This window comes from Streptomyces sp. G7(2002), from assembly GCF_028870195.1.
In the GTDB taxonomy this organism is placed as follows: Bacteria; Actinomycetota; Actinomycetes; order Streptomycetales; family Streptomycetaceae; genus Streptomyces; species Streptomyces nigrescens.
The window spans coordinates 108,546-127,920 of sequence record NZ_CP102609.1; the positions used below are offsets into that span (position 1 = coordinate 108,546).

11 protein-coding genes and 3 pseudogenes are annotated in these 19,375 nt (G+C 70.5%); 10 read left to right on the plus strand and 4 right to left on the minus strand.

The window, feature by feature from the left end; translation table 11 throughout:
- Positions 1-87 precede the first annotated feature (87 nt).
- From NUT86_RS00475 to NUT86_RS00490, 5 genes and pseudogenes are all read left to right on the plus strand, one after another.
- On the plus strand, positions 88-1,722 hold the full coding sequence (locus NUT86_RS00475; RefSeq protein WP_274732621.1) for a class I adenylate-forming enzyme family protein: 1,635 nt from the start codon (positions 88-90) through the stop codon (positions 1,720-1,722).
- A gap of 549 nt (positions 1,723-2,271) precedes the next feature.
- The gene (locus NUT86_RS00480) at positions 2,272-2,799 is read left to right on the plus strand and encodes a glycosyltransferase (RefSeq protein WP_401855337.1); all 528 of its coding nucleotides are present in this window, start codon (positions 2,272-2,274) and stop codon (positions 2,797-2,799) included.
- A 1,361-nt stretch (positions 2,800-4,160) separates the two neighbouring features.
- Positions 4,161-4,517: pseudogene (locus tag NUT86_RS40415) on the plus strand (NF041680 family putative transposase); the annotation flags it as partial.
- Positions 4,518-4,719: 202 nt separating this feature from the next.
- Positions 4,720-5,712 (plus strand): aldo/keto reductase, encoded by a 993-nt coding sequence (locus NUT86_RS00485; RefSeq protein WP_274732623.1) that lies wholly within the window; start codon positions 4,720-4,722, stop codon positions 5,710-5,712.
- 241 nt (positions 5,713-5,953) lie between these two features.
- Positions 5,954-6,532 (plus strand): hypothetical protein, encoded by a 579-nt coding sequence (locus NUT86_RS00490; RefSeq protein WP_109886541.1) that lies wholly within the window; start codon positions 5,954-5,956, stop codon positions 6,530-6,532.
- Between the two features lie 97 nt (positions 6,533-6,629).
- Here NUT86_RS00490 and NUT86_RS00495 read toward each other — a convergent pair.
- Both NUT86_RS00495 and NUT86_RS00500 read right to left on the minus strand, forming a co-directional pair.
- Positions 6,630-7,022 (minus strand): annotated as a pseudogene (locus NUT86_RS00495) (transposase); the annotation flags it as partial.
- A gap of 175 nt (positions 7,023-7,197) precedes the next feature.
- Entirely contained in the window at positions 7,198-7,836 is a 639-nt protein-coding gene (locus NUT86_RS00500; RefSeq protein WP_159492151.1) for a hypothetical protein, read from the minus strand.
- Between the two features lie 393 nt (positions 7,837-8,229).
- Here NUT86_RS00500 and NUT86_RS00505 point away from each other — a divergent pair, with 393 nt between their 5' ends.
- On the plus strand, positions 8,230-8,712 hold the full coding sequence (locus tag NUT86_RS00505) for an IS5 family transposase (protein ID WP_274732628.1): 483 nt from the start codon (positions 8,230-8,232) through the stop codon (positions 8,710-8,712).
- Here NUT86_RS00505 and NUT86_RS00510 read toward each other — a convergent pair.
- Positions 8,683-9,351 carry an MBL fold metallo-hydrolase gene (locus tag NUT86_RS00510; RefSeq protein ID WP_274732630.1) on the minus strand — a complete coding sequence of 223 codons (669 nt, stop codon included), beginning with the start codon at positions 9,349-9,351 and terminating at the stop codon, positions 8,683-8,685. The two genes, NUT86_RS00505 and NUT86_RS00510, sit on opposite strands and share 30 nt — an antisense overlap.
- Positions 9,352-9,503: 152 nt before the next feature.
- Between NUT86_RS00510 and NUT86_RS00515 the strand changes: the two genes are divergently transcribed.
- Positions 9,504-10,298 carry a class I SAM-dependent methyltransferase gene (locus tag NUT86_RS00515; RefSeq protein WP_342456215.1) on the plus strand — a complete coding sequence of 265 codons (795 nt, stop codon included), beginning with the start codon at positions 9,504-9,506 and terminating at the stop codon, positions 10,296-10,298.
- 422 nt (positions 10,299-10,720) lie between these two features.
- Here the strand turns inward: NUT86_RS00515 and NUT86_RS00520 are convergent.
- Positions 10,721-10,935: pseudogene (locus NUT86_RS00520) on the minus strand (MarR family transcriptional regulator); the annotation flags it as partial.
- Between the two features lie 138 nt (positions 10,936-11,073).
- Between NUT86_RS00520 and NUT86_RS00525 the strand changes: the two are divergent.
- Genes NUT86_RS00525 through NUT86_RS00535 form a run of 3 tightly spaced genes read left to right on the plus strand, consistent with a single transcriptional unit; the run spans position 11,074 to position 19,371 of the window.
- On the plus strand, positions 11,074-11,877 hold the full coding sequence (locus NUT86_RS00525; protein WP_187413125.1) for a ribosome-inactivating family protein: 804 nt from the start codon (positions 11,074-11,076) through the stop codon (positions 11,875-11,877).
- Between the two features lie 34 nt (positions 11,878-11,911).
- The gene (locus tag NUT86_RS00530) at positions 11,912-17,038 is read left to right on the plus strand and encodes a DUF6603 domain-containing protein (protein WP_274732636.1); all 5,127 of its coding nucleotides are present in this window, start codon (positions 11,912-11,914) and stop codon (positions 17,036-17,038) included.
- Complete coding sequence (locus NUT86_RS00535) at positions 17,035-19,371, plus strand: hypothetical protein (RefSeq protein WP_274732638.1); 2,337 nt, start codon at positions 17,035-17,037, stop codon at positions 19,369-19,371. Before NUT86_RS00530 ends, NUT86_RS00535 begins: the two co-directional genes overlap by 4 nt.
- The last annotated feature ends 4 nt before the right edge of the window (positions 19,372-19,375 follow it).

Here is a 19,375-nt window from a genome sequence, read left to right on the forward strand (position 1 = left end):
CCATCAAGGCATGGGCATGGTACTTCGCCAGCTGATGGCCGAAGGTGGCCCCCGTGAGGCCACGGCTTCTGAGCAGCATGTTTGGATGTGTTGGTGATTGTTAACGCACAGCAAACATCTGAGCCGCGGACGTACTTAGACCGCATTCTGGAGCACTGGTACAAGGACGAGGACGCCGAGGCGCTCGTCCAAGGGGCGCAGCGGCTGACCAGGGGAGAGGCTCGTCGGCGGCTGTTCGAATTGGGGCATGCGCTGCGCGGGCAGGGTCTCGCGCCCGGCGACGGAGTGGGCCTTTTCCTGGCCAACCGCGTGGACTCCGTCCTGGTGCAGCTCGCCGTCCATCTCATCGGCTGCCGCGTCGTGTTCCTGCCGCCCGAGCCAGGACCCGGCGAACTCGCCGCGCTGGTCGAGCAGTCCCGGGCGCGCGCCGTGGTCACCGACCCGCTCTTCGCTGGGCGGGCCGCCGACGCGGCCGGCCGCAGCATCCACACCCCCGCACTGCTCAGCCTCGGGCCGTGTGAGCAGCAGTGCACGGACCTGCTGGCCCTGGCAGCCGAGTGCCCAGACACGCGCCCCGAGGGCGTGCCCGCCCCGGGAGCGGACGAAGCCGTCACCGTCCTCTACACCGGCGGAACCCTGGGCCGCCCCAAACTCGCCTCGCACAGCCACCGGCTCTACAACATGCTGGTGGACCTGGTGGAAGACGTCCCGAAGTACTCCGGCTCTGCGTTCTTCCCGACCATGGACCAGGGTACGGACAGGGTGCTCGCCGCCACGCTGCTCACGCACGGTAGCGGCCACCTCACCTCGCTCCAGGCTCTGGTGACGGGGTCCACCCTCGTCGTGCTGCCCGAGTTCGAAGCGGGCGCGGCGCTGACGGTACTCCGGGAGGAGCGGATCACCGCCACCATGTTCGTACCGCCCATGCTGTACGCGGTTCTCGACCACCCGGAGTGCGAGCCGGGCGCGCTGCCCGAGCTGCGGCGGATCGTCGTCGGCGGTGCGGCCACGTCGCCCAGTCGGCTGCAGCAGGCGGTCGAGGTGTTCGGGCCCGTGGTCAGCCAGGGCTACGGGCAGTCGGAGGCGCTCGGTATCACCGCGTTCGGTGCGGAGGATCTCGCCTCGGAGGGAGCCGGGCGCCCCGAGCTCTGGCGCAGCTGCGGCCGTGCGATAGCCGACGTCGAGATCGAGATCCGTGGTGAAGACAGCACGGCGGCACTGCCCGTCAGGCAGGTCGGCGAGGTGTGTGTCCGTGGCGAGACGGTGATGCTCGGCTACTACGAGGACCCGGAGCGCACCGCGGCGGCGCTGCAGGACGGCTGGCTGCGCACCGGGGACATGGGCTATCTCGACGCCGAGGGGTACCTCTACCTCGTCGACAGGGCCAAGGACATCATCGTCACCGGCCGTACCAGCGACAACGTCTACTCCCGGGTCCTGGAGGACTTCCTGCTCACGCTGCCCGGTGTGCGCAACGCGGCGGCCCTGGGCGTGCCGGACGAGGAGTACGGGGAAGCCGTACAGATCTTCCTGGCCACGGCCGAGGGCGGCCCTGACGTCGACCCGGAGGCGGTCGGCGCGGCTGTGACCGGCGAGTTGGGCGAGTTGTACACGCCCCGAAGGACGGTCCTGCTGGACCAGCTGCCGACGACCAAGGTCGGCAAGGTGGACAAGAAGGCGCTGCGCACCGCGTGGGCGAGCGGGAGCTTGGACACGCCGTAGGCTCCGTTGTGTGGAACACCCGGCCGATGCGGGGTCAAGTGCGTTGGGAAGACAGGGCCTTTGTGGCGCACCTGGACCGGCCCCCCTTTCCCCTGTGAAGGGGAAAGGGGGGCGCTGCTTTCCTCTGGGTGCCCTGTGGTGAGGTCGCGGGAGCTGCGTCCGCGCCGGAGCTTCCCGGCCTCGATCTCTTCACCGAGGGGCACGTCGCCGGCTGGATCCCGGACGGGTGGCTCACCCTCGGTGAAGAGCATGCCGACCTGAGGAAGCCCATCAGGCGTTCCCGGAGTGCGCGAAGGGCGTTTCAGGGCCCTCAAGCGCAGTGGCCCTGACCTTGGGGTCCTCAATTTTCATCAAGGCCACACCCCTCCGGGCACCGCGACGGCTCACCTCCGCCTGAGCGGAGGTGAGCCGGTGTGCGCTCCGATGACGATTTTGTGGTTGGAGTGTTCTCCGCGCGGGCGGAGGTGAGCCGCAGGGTCGAAGGGAACCGCCGAGACGGCCATCAACGCAACTTGCTCCAGGTCGATCGCGCCAAAAAACCAGTGCGCCATGTTTTCCCGGGGCAACCCCGGAAAGAGGTCGACCTGCATTGGGGTGGCCTACTCAACGCCGTCAACCTCAGCGCGCCTACGCACCCGGACCGACCACCTGCAGGCAATCGTCGTCGACCCCTCGGGCACCTTGCCGGAGATCGGCGACAGCGTTCTCGCGCGCCGCCGAGTCCCCCAACTCCCCTTGCTGGTAAGAGTCGACGCCGTGGTCTGCCACGCCGGCCACAACACCGTCTGCGAGACGCTCTGGCACGGGCTCCCCCTGGTCGTCGCTCCCATACGGGACGATCAGCCGGCCGTCGCCGGCCAGGTCACCCGGGCCGGCGCGGGAGTACGCGTGCGCTTCAACCAGGCGGGCGCCGCCCATATCAATGCGGCGCTCGACGCCGTACCCCACGATCCCGACTACCGGGCCGCCGCCCAACGGGTGGGTCGCTCCTTCCGCGAAGCCGGCGGCGCGACCGCTGCGGCAACCCACCTCGAACAGCTCGCCGCCCGCACGACAGGCGAGACGCGCCCGCGCTGAATCGACCGCCGACGCGTACGGCAACTCCTGCACGGCGCATCGGCGGCCGAGTGTTCACGACCCGCCGGACTGAACCCGATCGGTTGCCGCTTTCCCACGGCGAATGACCTCGCCCTTGGCCGACTCCAGGGGCGGAGTCGAACTCGCTGTGTACGGGCGCGAGCAAGCAGAAGCTCTCTCCGTTCACCAGGTCAAGCCGGATCCGGTACACAGGCCCCTGCGGCCGAAGATTTCGCCGTTCCGCAGGTCCACAGAGATGCGCTCGACGGCGTGCCAGGGAATGAACCGCCGTCGCAGCGGGGTCCTGGTCCGACCGCCTGCTGCACCGACGTAGGTGCGCCCGGCGGTGCAGCAGTACCGATGAGGGAGAGCGGCACGAACACCATGAGCGCGATGGCCAGTTCCGTGAGTACCCCGTGGCGCGGTTCCTCGATCGAGAAACCGGTCAGGAAGTCAGAACAAAGTCAGCATCGGCGGCGCCGCCCCGGGAAAGGGTCGGCTCCCCGGCCATGCGACACGTCGTGGTCCAGACCTTCGCGGCGTCCGGAGTCGAGAACCAGTGCCAGTTGTCCCACCACACAGTACAACCGCGTATGCCCGCGCTGATCGAGACCGTACGCGGTGTCGACTACGGGCTCGTCGCCTCGACCGGATGGCGGGGAAGCGGGTGCGCACGCATTTCGTCCCGCTGCCCGTCGTGCTGATGGCGGCCGTGTTGCTCTCGCTCGGCGTCCCGCTGTGGCCAGCGAAGCAGCAGTCAGCACCGACCACTCGGCGCGGCACCGCCAATACGCAACGCAGACCGCTCCCAGCAGCGGGGCGTCAGCGTCGTGGACCGCGGCGGGACCGGAAAATGGCTGGCGACGGCCGACGGGCATGGCGGGATCATGCTCGACGACGCGCAGGTGAACGCCTTCATCGAGGACGGATTCGTCCGTATCGACGGCGCATTCTCCCGGGAGACGGCGGCCGAGTGCCGCGATCTCATCTGGCGGAACATGGACGCCGCCCCGGATGATCCCGCCACCTGGCCGCGGCCTCTGGCGGGACTCAGAGGACGACGCCCCCACCCGCATCGCGTCGGCTCCCACCTGGATGCCGCACGGGTGCTGGAGCCCGAGGGCGAGACGGGCCTGGAGGCCAGGGAACCGGCCCGGCGCGCGGAGTCTGCCACCAGGCATCGCCCGCTCGCGTACGCTACGGGCAAGGCCGGGGACGTCTACCTCTGCCACCCGTTCCTGGTGCACGCCGGCCAACCGCACCGCGAACGAGTCCGCGCTTCCTGGGCCAGCCGAAGCTCACCCCGACCCGGCCGCTCCAGCTCGCGCGAAAGGACGGGACCACCCGTCGAGATCGCGACGGCCGACCGGTGGACATGGCTCGTGATCGCCGCCTACGCCCAGCTCCGGCTCGCTCGGCCACTGGTCACCGACCTCCGCAGGCCCTGGGAGAGACCGACCGAACCGCACAGGCTTACCCCCGCTCGTGTCCGACGGAGGTTCAGAAACCTGCGCACGAAGACCGGCTCTCCAGCCAGCGCACCGAAACCCTCAACGCCCGGGCCAGGAAGGCCACTTGGTTCGAAGAACCGCCGTCCGGCCGCCCGTCACGACGTGGGCCGCGTCCTCGCGACCGGCGAGGCATACAGCCGCCCCGCCCATCACAAAGTCGGCACGAAACCACCGGAGAGCCAACACCGATCGTTAAATGACAAGTAATTCGGGATGAAACAACGGGAGAAAACGCCCTCTTACCTGTTCCGCTTGCTTGGAGTGCACTCCAAGGCCATAGCGTTGAGGGCATGCCTGTATCACTAGGGTTTCGCCGGCGTCCCGGAATGCTGCCTAACTTCTAAACCGGATCCCGGCTGAACACGAAATAAGCGGGAGCCAGACGATCGATATCCCAGGAGCATCTCTAATGCGACAACGCAAACTAGGGCAAGACCTCGAAGTCTCGGCTCTCGGGCTCGGCTGCATGGGCATGAGTTTCTTCTACGGTCAGCCACAAGACACAGCCAAGATGACGAAGCTGCTGCGGGCGGCTGTTGACCACGGCGTGACTTTCTTCGACACTGCCGAAGTCTACGGCCCGTTTACCAATGAGGACCTGGTCGGTCAGGCGCTGGCACCGGTCCGCGACCAAGTGGTGATCGCCACCAAGTTTGGAATCAAGCACGGCGAGAACGGGCCGACCCCGATGTCCGGGGTCGACAGCAGACCCAAGCAGATCCGCCAAGTGGCCGAGGCCTCGCTCAAGCGTCTTCAAACCGACAGCATCGACCTGCTCTACCAACACCGCGTCGACCCCAACGTGCCCATTGAAGACGTGGCCGGCACGGTCAAGGAGCTGATCGCCGAAGGCAAGGTAAAGCACTTCGGCTTGTCCGAGGCCGGTGCCGCGACGATTCGTCGCGCCCACGCCGTGCAGCCAGTAACGGCACTGCAAAGCGAGTACTCGCTCTGGATGCGCGAGCACGAAACCGAAATCATTCCGACCTTGGAGGAACTGGGCATCGGTCTGGTGCCCTACAGCCCGCTCGGCAAAGGATTTTTGACCGGCAAGATCGATTCCAGCACGTCGCTGGCCGACAATGACCTCCGCCGCCTGCTTCCGCGCTTCAGCCCTGAAGCACGGCAAGCCAACCAGGTGCTGGTCGACCTGCTGCAGCAGATTGCCGACGACAAAGGAGCCACGCCGGCCCAGATCGCTCTCGCCTGGGTGCTGGCGCAGAAGCCGTGGTTCGTGCCGATCCCCGGCACCACCAAGCTGCACCGCCTAGAAGAGAACCTGGGCGCACTCGACGTCGAGCTGACAACCGGCGACCTACATCGGATCGAAGAGGCCGCGGCCAACATCCGGATCCAGGGCGAACGTCTCCCTGAGCAGTTGCAGTCACGGTTCGGCCGCTGAAAGCCTGTTCTGACTCCTGAGACCGCAGGTCACCGCACCGATGGCGGGCAGGAGGTCCCAACGCTGCCGTTCGTGGAACCGTCTCGGAGACGGTTCCACGACTCGCATTTCCCCTGCCCGGGGGACGCAAGCAGACGACGTGGCCTGCCTCGAACAAGCTGTCCCGAGACAATCGAGCCGCTGGTCTGACTGTTCCGCGCACCAGGGCAGTTGTCAGTCCTGATCACTAGGATCCAGGCGCATGACCTACATCTTCGATGTCTTCACCGGTGCGCGCCGTGGCACCACCCTCACCGGCAGTGTTCAGTACCGCGATCCCGACAACTACGGGTTCTCCCAGGGGCCCGTATTCGGCCTGCAGCTCATCATGGATGCCTGGAAGGAGGGCGGTGACTTCGGTGCCGGGCCGGTCTCCGCCGCAACGGAAGCTGAGTTCAACGAGCTTTTCGAGTTGTATCTCGGCCCGACGGTGCGTGTTGACGAGGAGGGCTACCTGTTGGAGGAGGGCTCCACCCAGGTGCGCATACCTCGCGTCAAGGCGAAGGAGTTTTACCAAGGCCAGCTCGACCCCCATGGCGGGCGGGGCTTCTCGGACGGCACCCACTACATATGCCTCGCTCCGCGGTCGGACGACTTTGCACGCCGCGCCGAAGAGATCATCGTCTCCTGGGAGATCCGCGAGGACAACTCCACCGACCTTGACGAAGACGAGGGGACGTCCGCCGACTTCACCCTCGAAGTGAGTGACCCCCGCTATCTCGAGCACTTCACCAAGAACACGTACTTCCAAACGGCCTTCACAGGCCACCTCCCCTCGTAGGTTCGACCAGCCGGTATTTCACTGTCGTCCGGCGGCCTTCTGGGCTGCCGGTCTTCGGGTCAGGCACCGAGTAGAAGAAGCGAAGCGCCGTCAGGTGCCGGCCGGCGCTCGTTTCCTCGGCCAGCTGGGGTGGTGCCTTCCGGGCCAGGCGCCTGATCATGAGGGTGATGGCCGCCCAGGTGATCAGCGTCTCGGAGTGTTGGATGAGCCGTTCGTAGTCCCTCGCGTGACGGCGGGCGTGCATCATCCACGCAAGGCTCCGTTCGACGATCCAGCGGCGGGGCCGCATGACGAAGCCGGAGGTGTCCTTGGGACGGCTGACCGGCTTGATCGTGAGGTTGAGGTGCTGGTTTGCCCAGTCGACGAGCTTGCCGGCGGAGGCGGAGTCGGCCCACACGATCGTGATCTCGGGGGGCATCAGGCGGAGGCGGAAGGGGACTTCGTTGGCGGCTGCGGAATCGTGCAGGTCGGCGCGGGTGACCATGACCAGCCAGATGGATCCTGCTGGTCAGACCGCCCCGACAGCGTCCGAGCCCCGGGAGGCGGAGCCCCTTTTCCTGAGATCGCGGTGGTCGACCTGATGCTGCCCAGCATCGACGGCTTCGAGGTCTGCCGCCACATCCGCGGTGGCGACCACCGCGTCGGCACGACCGCCCGGATCGTGCTCACTGCCTGCCGTCCAGGCCGTCGAGGAGCTTGTCGTTGCAGGCCTGGCGGGCCTGCTTGTAGGTGGACGAGTCCGACGAGACCTCGGGCGAGGTGGGGTTCGGGTCACCGCCGGGGATGACGTTGCCGTCCTGCAGCTGCGGGTTGGTGAACTTCGAGACGCCCTTGGCTCGCATGCACTTGGCGTGCGCGAGCATCGACTCGTAGTCCTTCTGCGTGTCGCGGGGCGGCTCCAGACTCGCGGCCTTCCGCATCTCGGCCCCGCAAGCCTGACGCGGCCGGGTGCCCTTGGTGGCGTTCTCGGTGCCCATCGAGATCCGAAGTTCCTCGATCATTGTCCAGTCGAGGTGGCCGCTCAGCTTGGGATCGGGGAAGTCCTTATCGACTTCCGTACGCATGCACTGGACATACTTCATCTGTGCGTCGTAGAACGCACTCTTGCCCTTGGACGCACCGCCCTTGGACGCGTCGGCGCCGTCCTTGGTCTGGTCGGTGGAGGGCGCGTTGCTGACGGAAGCGACCCCTCCGTCGGACGACTCGGCGGCGCCCCCGCAGGCCGTGGTCAGGGCAAGGGCGGATACGGCCAGCAGCAGCGCGAGGCGTACGGCACGGGAACGGGAGCCTGTCTTCTGCGTCATGCGGACAATGTCGGGGGCCGAATTAGTGGCCGCTCCATGGCCGCATGATGAGAACGTAACAATGCTGCGGCTCGGCACTTACGCCGTGTGGACAACGACTTGGTGCGCGATGGAGGTCCGGGCGTGCGGGCCCGGTGTCTGGCTGGTGGGTGATCAGCAGGCAGTCTGCCGGGCGGGCACGATCTCTGTGCCTGCCCGGCAGACTGTGGTCCGAAGTCAGATCCGCACGGATACGAGCGACCACGCGCTCCACCGACCCGTCGCCGCCTCGGTCCCGCACCGCTTCCGCCAATTCCGCCGTGCCCGCCAAGCCGATACGGGTTCCGGGCTCCGCGAAGGCGAGATGCGGCACAGCTCAGGCCGTTTCCTCCGGACCATCTGATCATTGGTCCGATGGTGTCGCTGGCTGATGCCCAATGGGCCCGGATCGAGCCGCTGTTGCCAGACCGGGGCCCCGAAGCGGGGTGGCAGGTGGCGGGACACCGACAGGCGATCGACGCCATCGCCTGGAAGTACCGCACCGGCTCGCCCTGGATGGATCTGCCTGCGGAGTTCGGCTCGTGGAAGGCAGCCCACAACTCGCTGCGGAAGTGGGCGGCCGACGGCACATGGCAACGGATGTTCACCGCGCTCCTGCCCCAGGCCGAAGCCGAAGGCGACCTCGGCTGGGTTGTCGCGGTCGATTCCACGATCGTCCGTGCCCATCAGCACGCCGCCGGCCCGTCAAAAGGGACCCCGGCCGGCGAGCCCGCCGACCATGCCCTCGGAGTTTCCGGTCATATGGCCAGGTCCAGCCATTCCCCGACGGCCAGCACGTGTGCGCGCCGTCCGGCGTGCGTGCGGAACTCATTCTCCGGGTCCAAGACCTCGACGTAGCCCGCGAGCTTGTCCGGCTGCTCTGCCTCGTAGTGCATCGGCACTGCGTACCGGGCGTCGAGGATCTCCGCGGCCGCGGCGGCCTGTATCGGGGCCATCGCGGCGGGCAGCGGGCTCGGCGGCTGCAGGTGCGGCGTCGACCACCGCGCCGTTGGCGGGCAGGAACACCGCGTCGAACGGGCTGAACCGGCGCGCGATGAGCCACCAGTAGCCGTGGAACATCGTGTCGCCGCCGTGGAAGACCCGCTGCCCGTCGGCCTGCACCAGCCAGTTCAGCTGCGGGTCACCCAGCCCGTCGACGGAAGGGACCGCGGTGACGCGGAACGGCCCGACCTCGCGGGTGGACCAGGCATCCACGACCTCGGCAGCCAGCCGGTGGAGGGCGAGCTCGCGCTCGGCCGGCAGCGTCGTCACATTGTCCACGTCGTCGCCGTGACCGGGCGCCGGTCGCAGCACCGGTGCCCCCGGCGTCAGCGCGTCCGCTAGCGCGGACGCGTCGGTGTGTTCCCAGTGCAGGTGGGTGACCAGTGCGGCGGTGGCCTTCCCGCTCGGCGCGGCCAGCCCCTCGCCGGGCTTCCACCCCGTGAACAGCGCGGCAGCGGGTGTGCCTCGGCGGTCATCGACGTCGCGGTGCCCCACACCACCGGATCGAGGGCAGACACTCTGACGCTGGTCGTGCTGCCGATGGGTAGTACTGGGTGTGCGGTCGCCACGGTGGCGGCGCGCTCTACATCGCGGAGGTGCAGATGACGCAGCGGCCCGGGGCGACCCCATACCCCATCCCGCCCGCAGTGCAGGAAGCGTATGGTCCGGCCGATCTCAGCTCGATGTCCCTGTTCGGCGGGGGGTTCATCAACTTCGGCTACTGGCAGGACATCGACCTCGACCAGCCGCTGACCGAACACGACCGGATCAGCAGCCAACAGGCCATGTACCGCCACGTGCTCGCCACTTTGGCGGCTGCACAGGAGCCGCGAGCCCTGGAGGTCGGGTCGGGCCTGGGGGTCGGCTGCGCAGTTGCGCTCAAGGAGTACGGCTTCGGGCACGTCACCGGCATGGACATCCATCCACAGCAGCTCAAGCGGGCTGAACAGGCCAACGCCGATCTGTTGGCCCGCCGCCCCGAACAGCTGCGCTTCGCACACGGAGCAGCCGAAAGCATGCCGTTCGCGGAGGGAGAGTTCGACTGCCTGTACAGCGTGGAAGCCGCCCAGCACTTCCGCGACCTCGACGCGTTCGCCCGGGAGGCCCAACGCGTGCTGCGGCCCGGCGGCCGTGCCGTCATCGCCAGCTTCTTCGTCCCCGACGCCGACCCGGCCCGACCCGAGCGGCTGGCCGAACTGCTCGACACATACAGCACCGGCCTGGACGTCGCACACACCGTCCCGCAGCTCACCGGCAGCCTCGAACGGGCCGGCCTGACCGGGGTGCGTGCCACCCCGATCGGGGCGTCGGTATGGCCTGGCTGGGACCGCTGGCTGGCGCGCATGTGGGAGCCCGGCACCTGGCCTCGCAACTTCCTGCGGGCCTACCGTGAAGGCACCCTCGACTACTTCACGGTCACCGCACAACGACCCATGCCATGACCTGACGGTCAGCCTTTGGAACCCGCTTCCCTGCGACTTCGGACAGCGAGGAACACGCGCGCGAAACTGCGGCTTCCGGACATCTCCAGGCCGGTGGGCCGGAGTGGATGTCTCGCCCTGGCGGTCATCGCACCTGAACTGCCCCGGCCCGTAGGGAACCTGACGGCGCATCTCTTCGCGCACGTAATCCGGCCCGTCAGCAGTAGGGGGAGTTGGGCGGGCTTGGCGGCCTTGGGGCGCCGCCGAGCCCGCGGGCATGTCTCTGTCTCTTGGCTGCGACGGAGGCCCGGTAGTTTCATGGCCGCCGTCGTTGCGAGCGATCCCGCGCGAGATGGTCGACAGCGGCCTGCCCAGGCGCCCGACCCTACGTCGAGCGGACTCACCAGCTGCGATGCCGCGCGAAATCTCCTCCAGACGGCCGGCTATGCGCGATCTGGGCGTGGCGCGGCGGTGCCGTCCGGGGTCGTTGCGGGTTTCGTGTGGAGGATGTCGCGGGCTTGCTCGGCGGGGCGGGCGATGCTCTTGGAGCCGAAGTCGGTGAAGCGGGCGATGTATTCGAGGCGCGTGGCGGCCGGGGTGGGGGGCCGAGGATGCCGACGCCCTGCCGTGCGATCTCGACCAGGTGGGCGGTGGGTCGCTCTTCGATGTGGTTCGGGATTCACCCATGTCCGAAAGGTGTTATCAGCCCCAGACGCATACTTGTCGGGCATACCCCTGATCTGACTTGATAAGCGATCTGCGTATCGGCCGCGCCTGGGGTGGGAGGGGTTTTTCTATGGCCCTGGAGCATGACGACGTACTGGGGAATGCCCTGGACTTCAGCCCGGCGAGTGCCGCGGGGGCGAAACGGGTCAGCGAAATGCTGGTGTTCCTCCGCCAGCGGTACGCGACGTTCACGCCGGGGCAGACCGGAGACGCGCGCTTCTTCATGGTCGATGTCCGGTTGGACGCGACCAGGACGGTCCAGCTCTACTTCCTGAAGCGAAACCTCTACCTGCGCGGCTGGACGCACGACGGCGGCACGGACTTCATGGGTGCCTGGGACGACAAGGAGAGGGCTCTCGACGAGGCAGGCCGGAGGCAGCTGATCCCCACCGGGATGACCCTGAGGAAGGGGTCGGACTTCGTGAAGGCCGAGTACGGACAAGGAGCGGACAAGGAAACGCTGTCGCGGAGCACGATGGAAGGGCGGCTGAGCAAGCTCCACACCTACCTCGGGGACGTGGTAGCCGGGCGGCGTGACGACACCGCGGGGGCCGAGGCCGGGCTGCATGTGATCGCCCGGATGACGGCGGAGATGGCCAGGTTCGGCCTGTTCGCCAAGTCCTTCACGCAGAAGTGGGCGGCGGGGCTGGGTCAGGAGTCCACCGTCACCGTCAAGCTGCACTACTCCCCCGGGCAGTACACGGATTACACCACTCCGCCTTTCCGGGACGCCATCCTGAAGTGGGCGAAGCTGACAAAGAAGTCGAACGGCGGGACCGACGCCCTCACCCTCCTCGGCAAGACCGTCGTCCAGGTCGAGGCCGAAGCGATGATCGGCGGCGGCGCCAAATGGCGCCCTGAAGCCGGTGAATGACCGACCCTTCCCTGCCGACAGAGCGGAGACCGGCATGAACGCACCGCAGACCGGCGGCCAGCCCCCCGTCGACCTGGAAGCGTTGCGCGCCCACATCCTCACCCTGGGCTCCCCACCCACCCTGACCTCCGTCGATGCCCAATTACCCGACTCCCTACGGGACGTGCTCACCGCCTTCCCGCACGGCACCCTCCAGGGCGCCGCGGGCTCCGGTCCCCCCGAGATCGACCCCGAGGGCACCCGGCTCACCCTCCCCCTGGTCTGCGCCTCCCAGGAGTGGCCCGCCGCCGGCACCGCCATGACCCTCGTCGTGACCGGCGTGAGGGTGACCGTCACCGCCGAGGGCGCGACGACGCTCCTCCTCGACGCCGTCCACGACAAGACCGACGTGACCGCCACGGTCACCGCCGACGGGCCCGGCCGCCTCGCCGCCGCCGTACGGCCCGTCCAGCCCGGCGCCTTCGCCGGCGCCCTCGAAACCCTCGGCCGCTCCTTCGCCGGCGACGCCGTCTGGGCAGCCACCGCGGCCGGCCTCCAGGAATTCGCGTTCTCGCCCGACCACGTCGCCGGGTTCGACTACCGGCTCGACCGGAAGGACGGGGCGTACAGCGCGACGTCCATGGCCGTCGTCGCCGCACTCGACCTCAAGGCACCCGGCGGAGCCACCGCCCTCGGCCTCGACATCTCCCTGTGGTTCCCCGACCTGCGCGTCACCGGCCGGCTGCGCGGCGGCGAAGCCGTCGACGTCCGGGAGCTGCTCACCTCCTTCGGCATGCCCGTGGCCGAGGTGCCGGACGGGCTCGGCAGCGCCGAGCTCAGCTTCGCGGCCGACCTCGGGGACGCCTACCTCGTCCGGACGAAGCTCACCGGCACCTGGGACATCGCTCCCGGGCTGACGCTGCGCGGCCTGTCCCTGGACCTGTCCTACAGCCGTGACGAGAATTTCGTGGCCCGGTTCGGCGGGACCGTGTCGCTCGGCCAGGCCATCAGCATCGATGTCTCCGCCGCCCAAGTGGGCGGTGGTCAGGGCTGGTCCTTCTACGGCGGGCTCACCGCGGGCACGTCCTTCGGCATCCGGGACGTCGTGTCCGCGCTCGGCCTCACCGACGTGCCGGGCCCCGTCGAGAGCCTCGCACTCACCAGCCTCTGGGTCTCCCACACCACCGGCACCGTGCGGACCGAGTTCGTCTGCCAGGGCGATCTCACGATCGCGGACGGCCTCACCGCGTCCCTCGGCGCGGCCGTCACCCGGGATTCCACCGGTGTGCGCTACGGAGGCACCCTCGACGTCGACGGCTTCCGCTTCGATCTTCTCTTCGACACCGCCGGGGGCGGCACGGACGTCTTCGTCGCCACGTACCGGGCTGCCGGCGACGACTCGCTGCGCGTCTCCCTGCGCGACTGGATCGCCGCCCTCTTCCCGGAGGCAGCCGACGGCATTCCCGCCGATCTGAGCATTGCCCTCGACAGCGCCAAGTTCGCCCGCGTGAAACCCCCGGGCGGAGCCCCCCGCTTCTGCGTCGGGCTCGATCTCTCCGCCCGGCTCGACCTCTCCGCCCTGCCGCTCGTCGGCGAGTACCTGCCCCCGGCAGGCGACCTGGGCATCGAGAACCTGCAAGTCGTCTACAGCTCCGGCGACTTCGACGCCACGATCACGGCCACGGTCAACCGTCTCCTCACCACGGCCGCGGTCGGCCCGCTGCCCGCCGTCGGACTCAAGGCGGGGCCCGCCGCCCGTGCCGATCTGCGCCTGGGTCCGGCGATCCTGGAGCTGTCCGTGGGCATGTCCGCCCCGACGTCGCCGACGACACCGCCCGCCCACGCGCTCCCCGCCGCCGGCACGGACGGCGGCCTGCCCGCCGAGAGCTCCGCCGCACCGGCCGCCGACCGAGGCGGTCTGTGGGTGGACGTGGGCCGTGCCTTCGGGCCCGTACAGATCCAGCGCATCGGGCTCGCCTACGAGCGCGGCCTGCTGTGGTTCATGTTCGACGGCTCCCTGGGCGCCGCCGGACTCGACATCGCCGTGCAGGGACTCGGCCTCGGCTTCGACCTCGACGGCGACCCCCTGCTGCCGGAGCCCCGGCTCGACGGGCTGCTGGTCTCCTTCGAGCGGCCGCCGCTGCGCGTCGGCGGGGGGCTGATCACCCGCCGGCAGCCGGGCTACGACCTGATGGTGCAGGGCCAGCTCGCCATCGAGATGCCGACCTTCGGCGTCACCGCGGTCGGCGCCTACCAGCGCAGGACGGGCGGCACGACATCGATGTTCGTCTTCGGACGGGCCACCGCCGCGTTCGGCGGCCCGCCCCCGTTCCGGGTGACCGGCGTGGCGCTGGGCTTCGGCTACAACAGCTCGGTACGCGTCCCCCGCCAGGACGAGGTCAGCACCTTCCCCTTCGTGGCCGGGCTCGACGGCGACCTGCCCGACGACCCGATGCAGGCGCTCGCCCGGCTCACCGACGGGTCACCGCCCTGGGTCACGGCCCGCGAGGGGCAGATCTGGCTGGCCGGCGGCCTGGACTTCACCTCCTTCGAGTTCCTCCGCGCCCGCGTGCTGCTCCTCCTGGAAGCGGGCCACGACCTGACCGTCGCCCTCCTCGGGCACGCCGTGGCGAGCTTCCCCAAGAAGGGCACGGCGTACGCCCGTATCGGCGTCGACCTGCGGGTCGTCTTCCAGTCGGCGCGCGGCGAACTCACCGCCTCCGCCCAGCTCGTCGACTCCTACGTCATCGATCCGTCGTGCGTCCTGACCGGCGGCTTCGCCTTCTCCTCGTGGTTCGCCCCGAGCGACCACGCCGGCGACTTCGTCCTCACCGTCGGCGGCTACCACCCGAGCTATCCGGTGCCCCGCCACTTCCCGGTCGTCCCGCGTCTCGGCTTCACCTGGTCCGTCGGCTCCGCCGTCTCCCTCACCGGCGCCGCCTACTTCGCCCTCACCCCCAACGCCGTCATGGCCGGCGGCCTGCTCGACGTGCGCTACAGCGCGGGCATCGTCGAGGCGTGGCTGACCGCCAAGGCCGACATCCTCATCCAGTGGGCGCCCCTGCACTTCCGGGCAGGGATCTCGGTGCGTGTCGGCGCCAAGGTCAGGCTGCTGTTCACGGTCCGCGGCGAACTGGGCGCCTCGCTCGACCTCTGGGGCCCGCCCACCGGCGGCACGGTCACCGCGAAGTTCGTCTTCATCACCGTCACCGTGCGGTTCGGCGCCTCCCTGACCGGCCCGGCGCACCTGGACTGGAACGAGTTCCGCACCCAGCTCCTGCCGCCCGCGAAGCCGCTCACCGCCCACCCCCTCACCGGCCTGCTGACCGACTCCGACGCCGACCCCGAGCTGCGGGCCGCACGTGTCGAGGCCGGTACGGAACCCTGGCTCGCCGACCCCTCGGGCTTCTCCTTCGCCGTCTCCAGTGTGGTGCCCACCGCGCGGGCGCAGTTCAACCAGCGTGATCCGGTCGGAGAAGGCGAGGGCACCGTCGACATCCGCCCCATGGGCAAGAAGGACATCGACGGCCTCCTGCACGTCACCGTCGCGTTCAGCGACACCCGCCGCGGACAGACCGCGAACTGGCGCGCCGTCCCCGGCGAGGAGCTCTGGCGCGTCGAGACCCAGCGCGGGAACGTGCCGTTCGCCCTCTGGGGCGACCCGGACGTCCCCCAGGACAAAACGCTCGGCCAGGACCCCCTGCTCGACCACATCACCGGGCTGCGCGTCACCGTGCCGGGCCCCAAGACCGTCGGCCAGGACCTCGGCCCCATCGCCGAACGCGACCTCGCCCAGGAGAAGCTCACCCCCGACGCCCCCTTGCCCCTCGACCCCGACGCCGTGCCGGGCGGCTCCCCGGTGCACCTGGCCGAGCCGGACGGGGCGGGTGTCGGCGTCCTCGCCGACGAGTTCGCCACGCTCTCGGCCGGCACCGCCCGCACCCGGATGCACAGCGCCCTTGCCGGTCTGCTGCCCGGCAGCCCGCTCCCCAACGGCACCGTGAGCGCGTACGCCGACGGGGCCCGCACCCTCGGCCTCGACGCCGACCCGCTGCTGCTCACCCAGGACCCGGCGCCGCCGCACCCCGACCCCGTCCTGCTCGTCCTCGACGACACCACCGGGCAGATCCTCACCGTCGACCCGCTCACCGCGGCCGTCATCGGCCGGGTCCCGGTCGGCCGGCCCGGCCCGTACCTCGCCGTCACCTCCGTGGACGGCGCGAGCCTTTACGCGATCGGGCCCGACGGGCAGGAGATCGCCGTCATCGACACCGTCGCCCAGCGGGCCAGGCCGCCGCGCGCCGGCCTCACCCTCGGCGGCCGGCCCACCGTCCTCGCGGTCAGGCGCGACGCCACCCGCGCGGTCGTCGCCTGCCCGGCGCCCTGGGCGGCCGCCTCCGTCGACCTCACCGGGGGCACCCCGCCGGTGCACACGCGCGTCGACCACCAGGACGTACGCAACTTCGGCGGCATCGCCGTCGACGTCGAGGCGGGGCGCCTGTACGCCAACGCCAACGACGCCAGCAGCACCGTCACCTACGACACCTCGGCCGGTGAACTCCGGGGCAAGGTCTACGGGCCCGCCACACCCACGTTCGTCACTCCGGGGGAGACGGGCCGGGTGTACGTCTACGGGGCCGCCGCGGGCAGCAACGGCCAGGTGCAGGTGATGCCGGTGCCGACCAGCGGCGCCACGTACAGGCCGTACGACTTCACCGTCCCCGGCACGGCGCTGGCGATGCTGACCAGCTCGGCCCGGCGGGCCGTCGTCCTCCGCAGGACGGGCGACACCGGCCACGTCGTCACCCTCTACGAGCAGCCGCACTCCTCCCCGCCCGTCACGGTCAAGGAGTCCGAGGTCGCCGTGGGCGCCGCACCGGTCGCCCTCACGCTGGACCCCCGCGACCGGGCCTGGGTGCGGCACGCGGCCGCCGTGTCCGTCGTGGCCGGCGGCGAGCTGCTGGCCGAACTCCCGCTCGGCGCCGCGCCGCTGTCCCTCACCTTCACCCCCGACGCCGGCCGGGCCTTCATCGCCTGCGACGACGCGACCGTCGCCGTCGTCGACCTCGGCGCCGACGGGCCGGCCGTCACCGGGCGCTGGCAGCTGCCGCCCGGCACCGTCGCCTCCGCCGCGCTGTTCACCACCTTCTCCGCCACCGCCTCGGAAGGGGCCGCACGATGACGGACCAGCTCGACGCCCCCGTGCCGGTCACCGACCCCGGCTTCGTCCTGCACTTCCGCGACAACCGCGAACCGGCCATCGACGCCGGGCTGTACCGCGTCCGTGCCGAGCAGACCCTGCCCGGCGTGGACACCGGCGGCTACCTCGCGCCCGTCGAGGAGACCTTCGAGGTACGCGCCCCGCAGTTCGCGCTCGCCGACGACCAGGTGCACGCCGTCAACCCCGCCCCCGGCACCCACGCCGACCACTCCACGACCCTCGCCCACCTGACCCTGGCCAACCCGCTGCTGCCCTGGATGCGGCGCCTGGACGAACCCGGCCGCGCAGACGCCGCGCCGGCCGAACCCTGGCTCGCCCTGCTGGTGTTCGCCGAGGGCGAGCTCCCCGCCGACCCCCGGGCCGACGCCGTGACCGTGACCCGGACCGCCGAGGAACTGCTCACCGATGCCGAGGGCGTACGACACCCCCGCATCGCCCCCTCCCAGATCGAGGGCGACCCCACCGCGCCGTGCCGCACCGTCGACATCCCCGGCGACGTCTTCGCCACCGTCGTGCCCCGCACCGAGGAGCTCCGGCACCTCCTGCACGTCCGCGACGTCACCACCGACACCGGCCTGCGCGGTGAACAACTCGCCGAGGGCGCCTACGCCGTCGTCGTCTCCTCCCGGCTGCCCGACCGGACCGTCCAGGCGCGGTACGCCGCGCACCTCGTCGCCCTGGAGGGCTGCCGGTCGATCCTCGCCGACGCCGACGCGGGCCGGCTCACCCACGAGGTCACCGTCCGGCTGGCCGCGCTGCACAGCTGGTCCTTCACCAGCGACCCCGCCCCCGGCGGCGGATTCGCCGGCCGGGTGCGCCACTTCCTCTTCGACTCCACCGGCCAGGAGCGCGACCTGCTGCTGCGCCTGCCCCCGCCCCCGGCCGGCGACGGCTCCGAGGCACGCGCGAGCGCCCTCGCCCACCTGGAGTCCGGCCGGGTGCCGCTGCCCTACCGGCTGGAGACCGGCGAGGACACCTACGCCTGGTACCGGGGGCCGTTCACCGCCGAACCCGCCCAGAAGCTCCCCGACACCCCGGAGCCCGGCTGGACCAGCGCCGCCCAGCTCATGGTCTACGAGCGGGCCTGGGGCCTCTTCGACGCGGGCTGGGGCGCGGCCTGGACGCTCGGCCGGGCCCTCGCGCTCGCCGACGCCGACTTCGCCGCGACCCTGTCCGCCTGGCACGCCAAGGCCCGCGCCCGCGCGGCAGCCATGGCCCAGCGCCTCACCGCGCCCGGCCTCGGCACACAGGCCTCGTCGCGCGACGCCGCCTTCCACGCCCGGGCCATGGGCCCGCGCCCCTTCGGCGGCCTGCTGGAGGAGCTCGCGGCCGACGGCACCGCCGCCCGCCTCCTGCGCGCGGCCACCCACCCCGCCGTCGCCCGGCCCGTCCCCCCGCCCCCGGACCCCGCCCTGCATGCCCCCGCGGCGGGACACCGCGGCGCGGGCCGGGCCGCCCGCACCGCCGCCCTCCTCGCCGACCCGCCCACCGCGCTGCGCACTGCCCTCGCCGCCCATCTCGCCGACGACGCCGAACCCGTCACCGCCTGGCTCCGGAAGCTGCGTCTGCTGCACCACATCCCCTTCCCCGCCCTCGTCCCCGACGAGAGCGCCCTGCCCGCCGAGTCCCTGCGGGTGTTCTACGTCGACCCCGGCTGGCTCACCGCCCTCGTCTCCGGCGCCGCCGGCATCGCCATCACCGGCGAACTCGACGCCGCCGTCGCCCGTATCGCCGCGCCCTGGGCGCGCGGCGACGAAGCCGTCACCCCCGGAGCGGGCGTCCTCATCCGCTCCGCGCTCGTCCGGGAGTGCCCCGGCCTGCTCGTCCGCCCCTACCGGGGCCACGGCGACACCCGGAAGCCCATCGCCGTGCTGCGCCAGGACGCTCTCGGCCCCGACGTGCTCCTCGTGCTCTTCGCTGACGTGCCCGACGAGATCGAGCTGGCCGAGCCGCCGGAGGGACTCTCCTTCGGCATCGACACCGACCTGGAAGGCCGCCGGACGATCAATCTCCGGAGGGTCGACGCCCCCGTCGCCCGAGAGATCACCAACGAGGCGTTCCCGAACCCCCCGGGCCCCGACGGGCTCGACGCTCACCTGCGCCCCGACCCGGCAGGCCGCCCCGCCGTCCTCGACCTGCGCCCCACCGCCGGCACGGGCCTGCTGCGCGCGCTCGGCGCCCGGCTGACCGCCCTCGGCCAGCAGGCCGCCGCGGATTTCGGCCCCGCCGGGCTCGCCACGCAGCTCGTCAACGCGCCCCTCCGCCAGCTCATCACCCGCGAGCCGGCCCGATGACCGC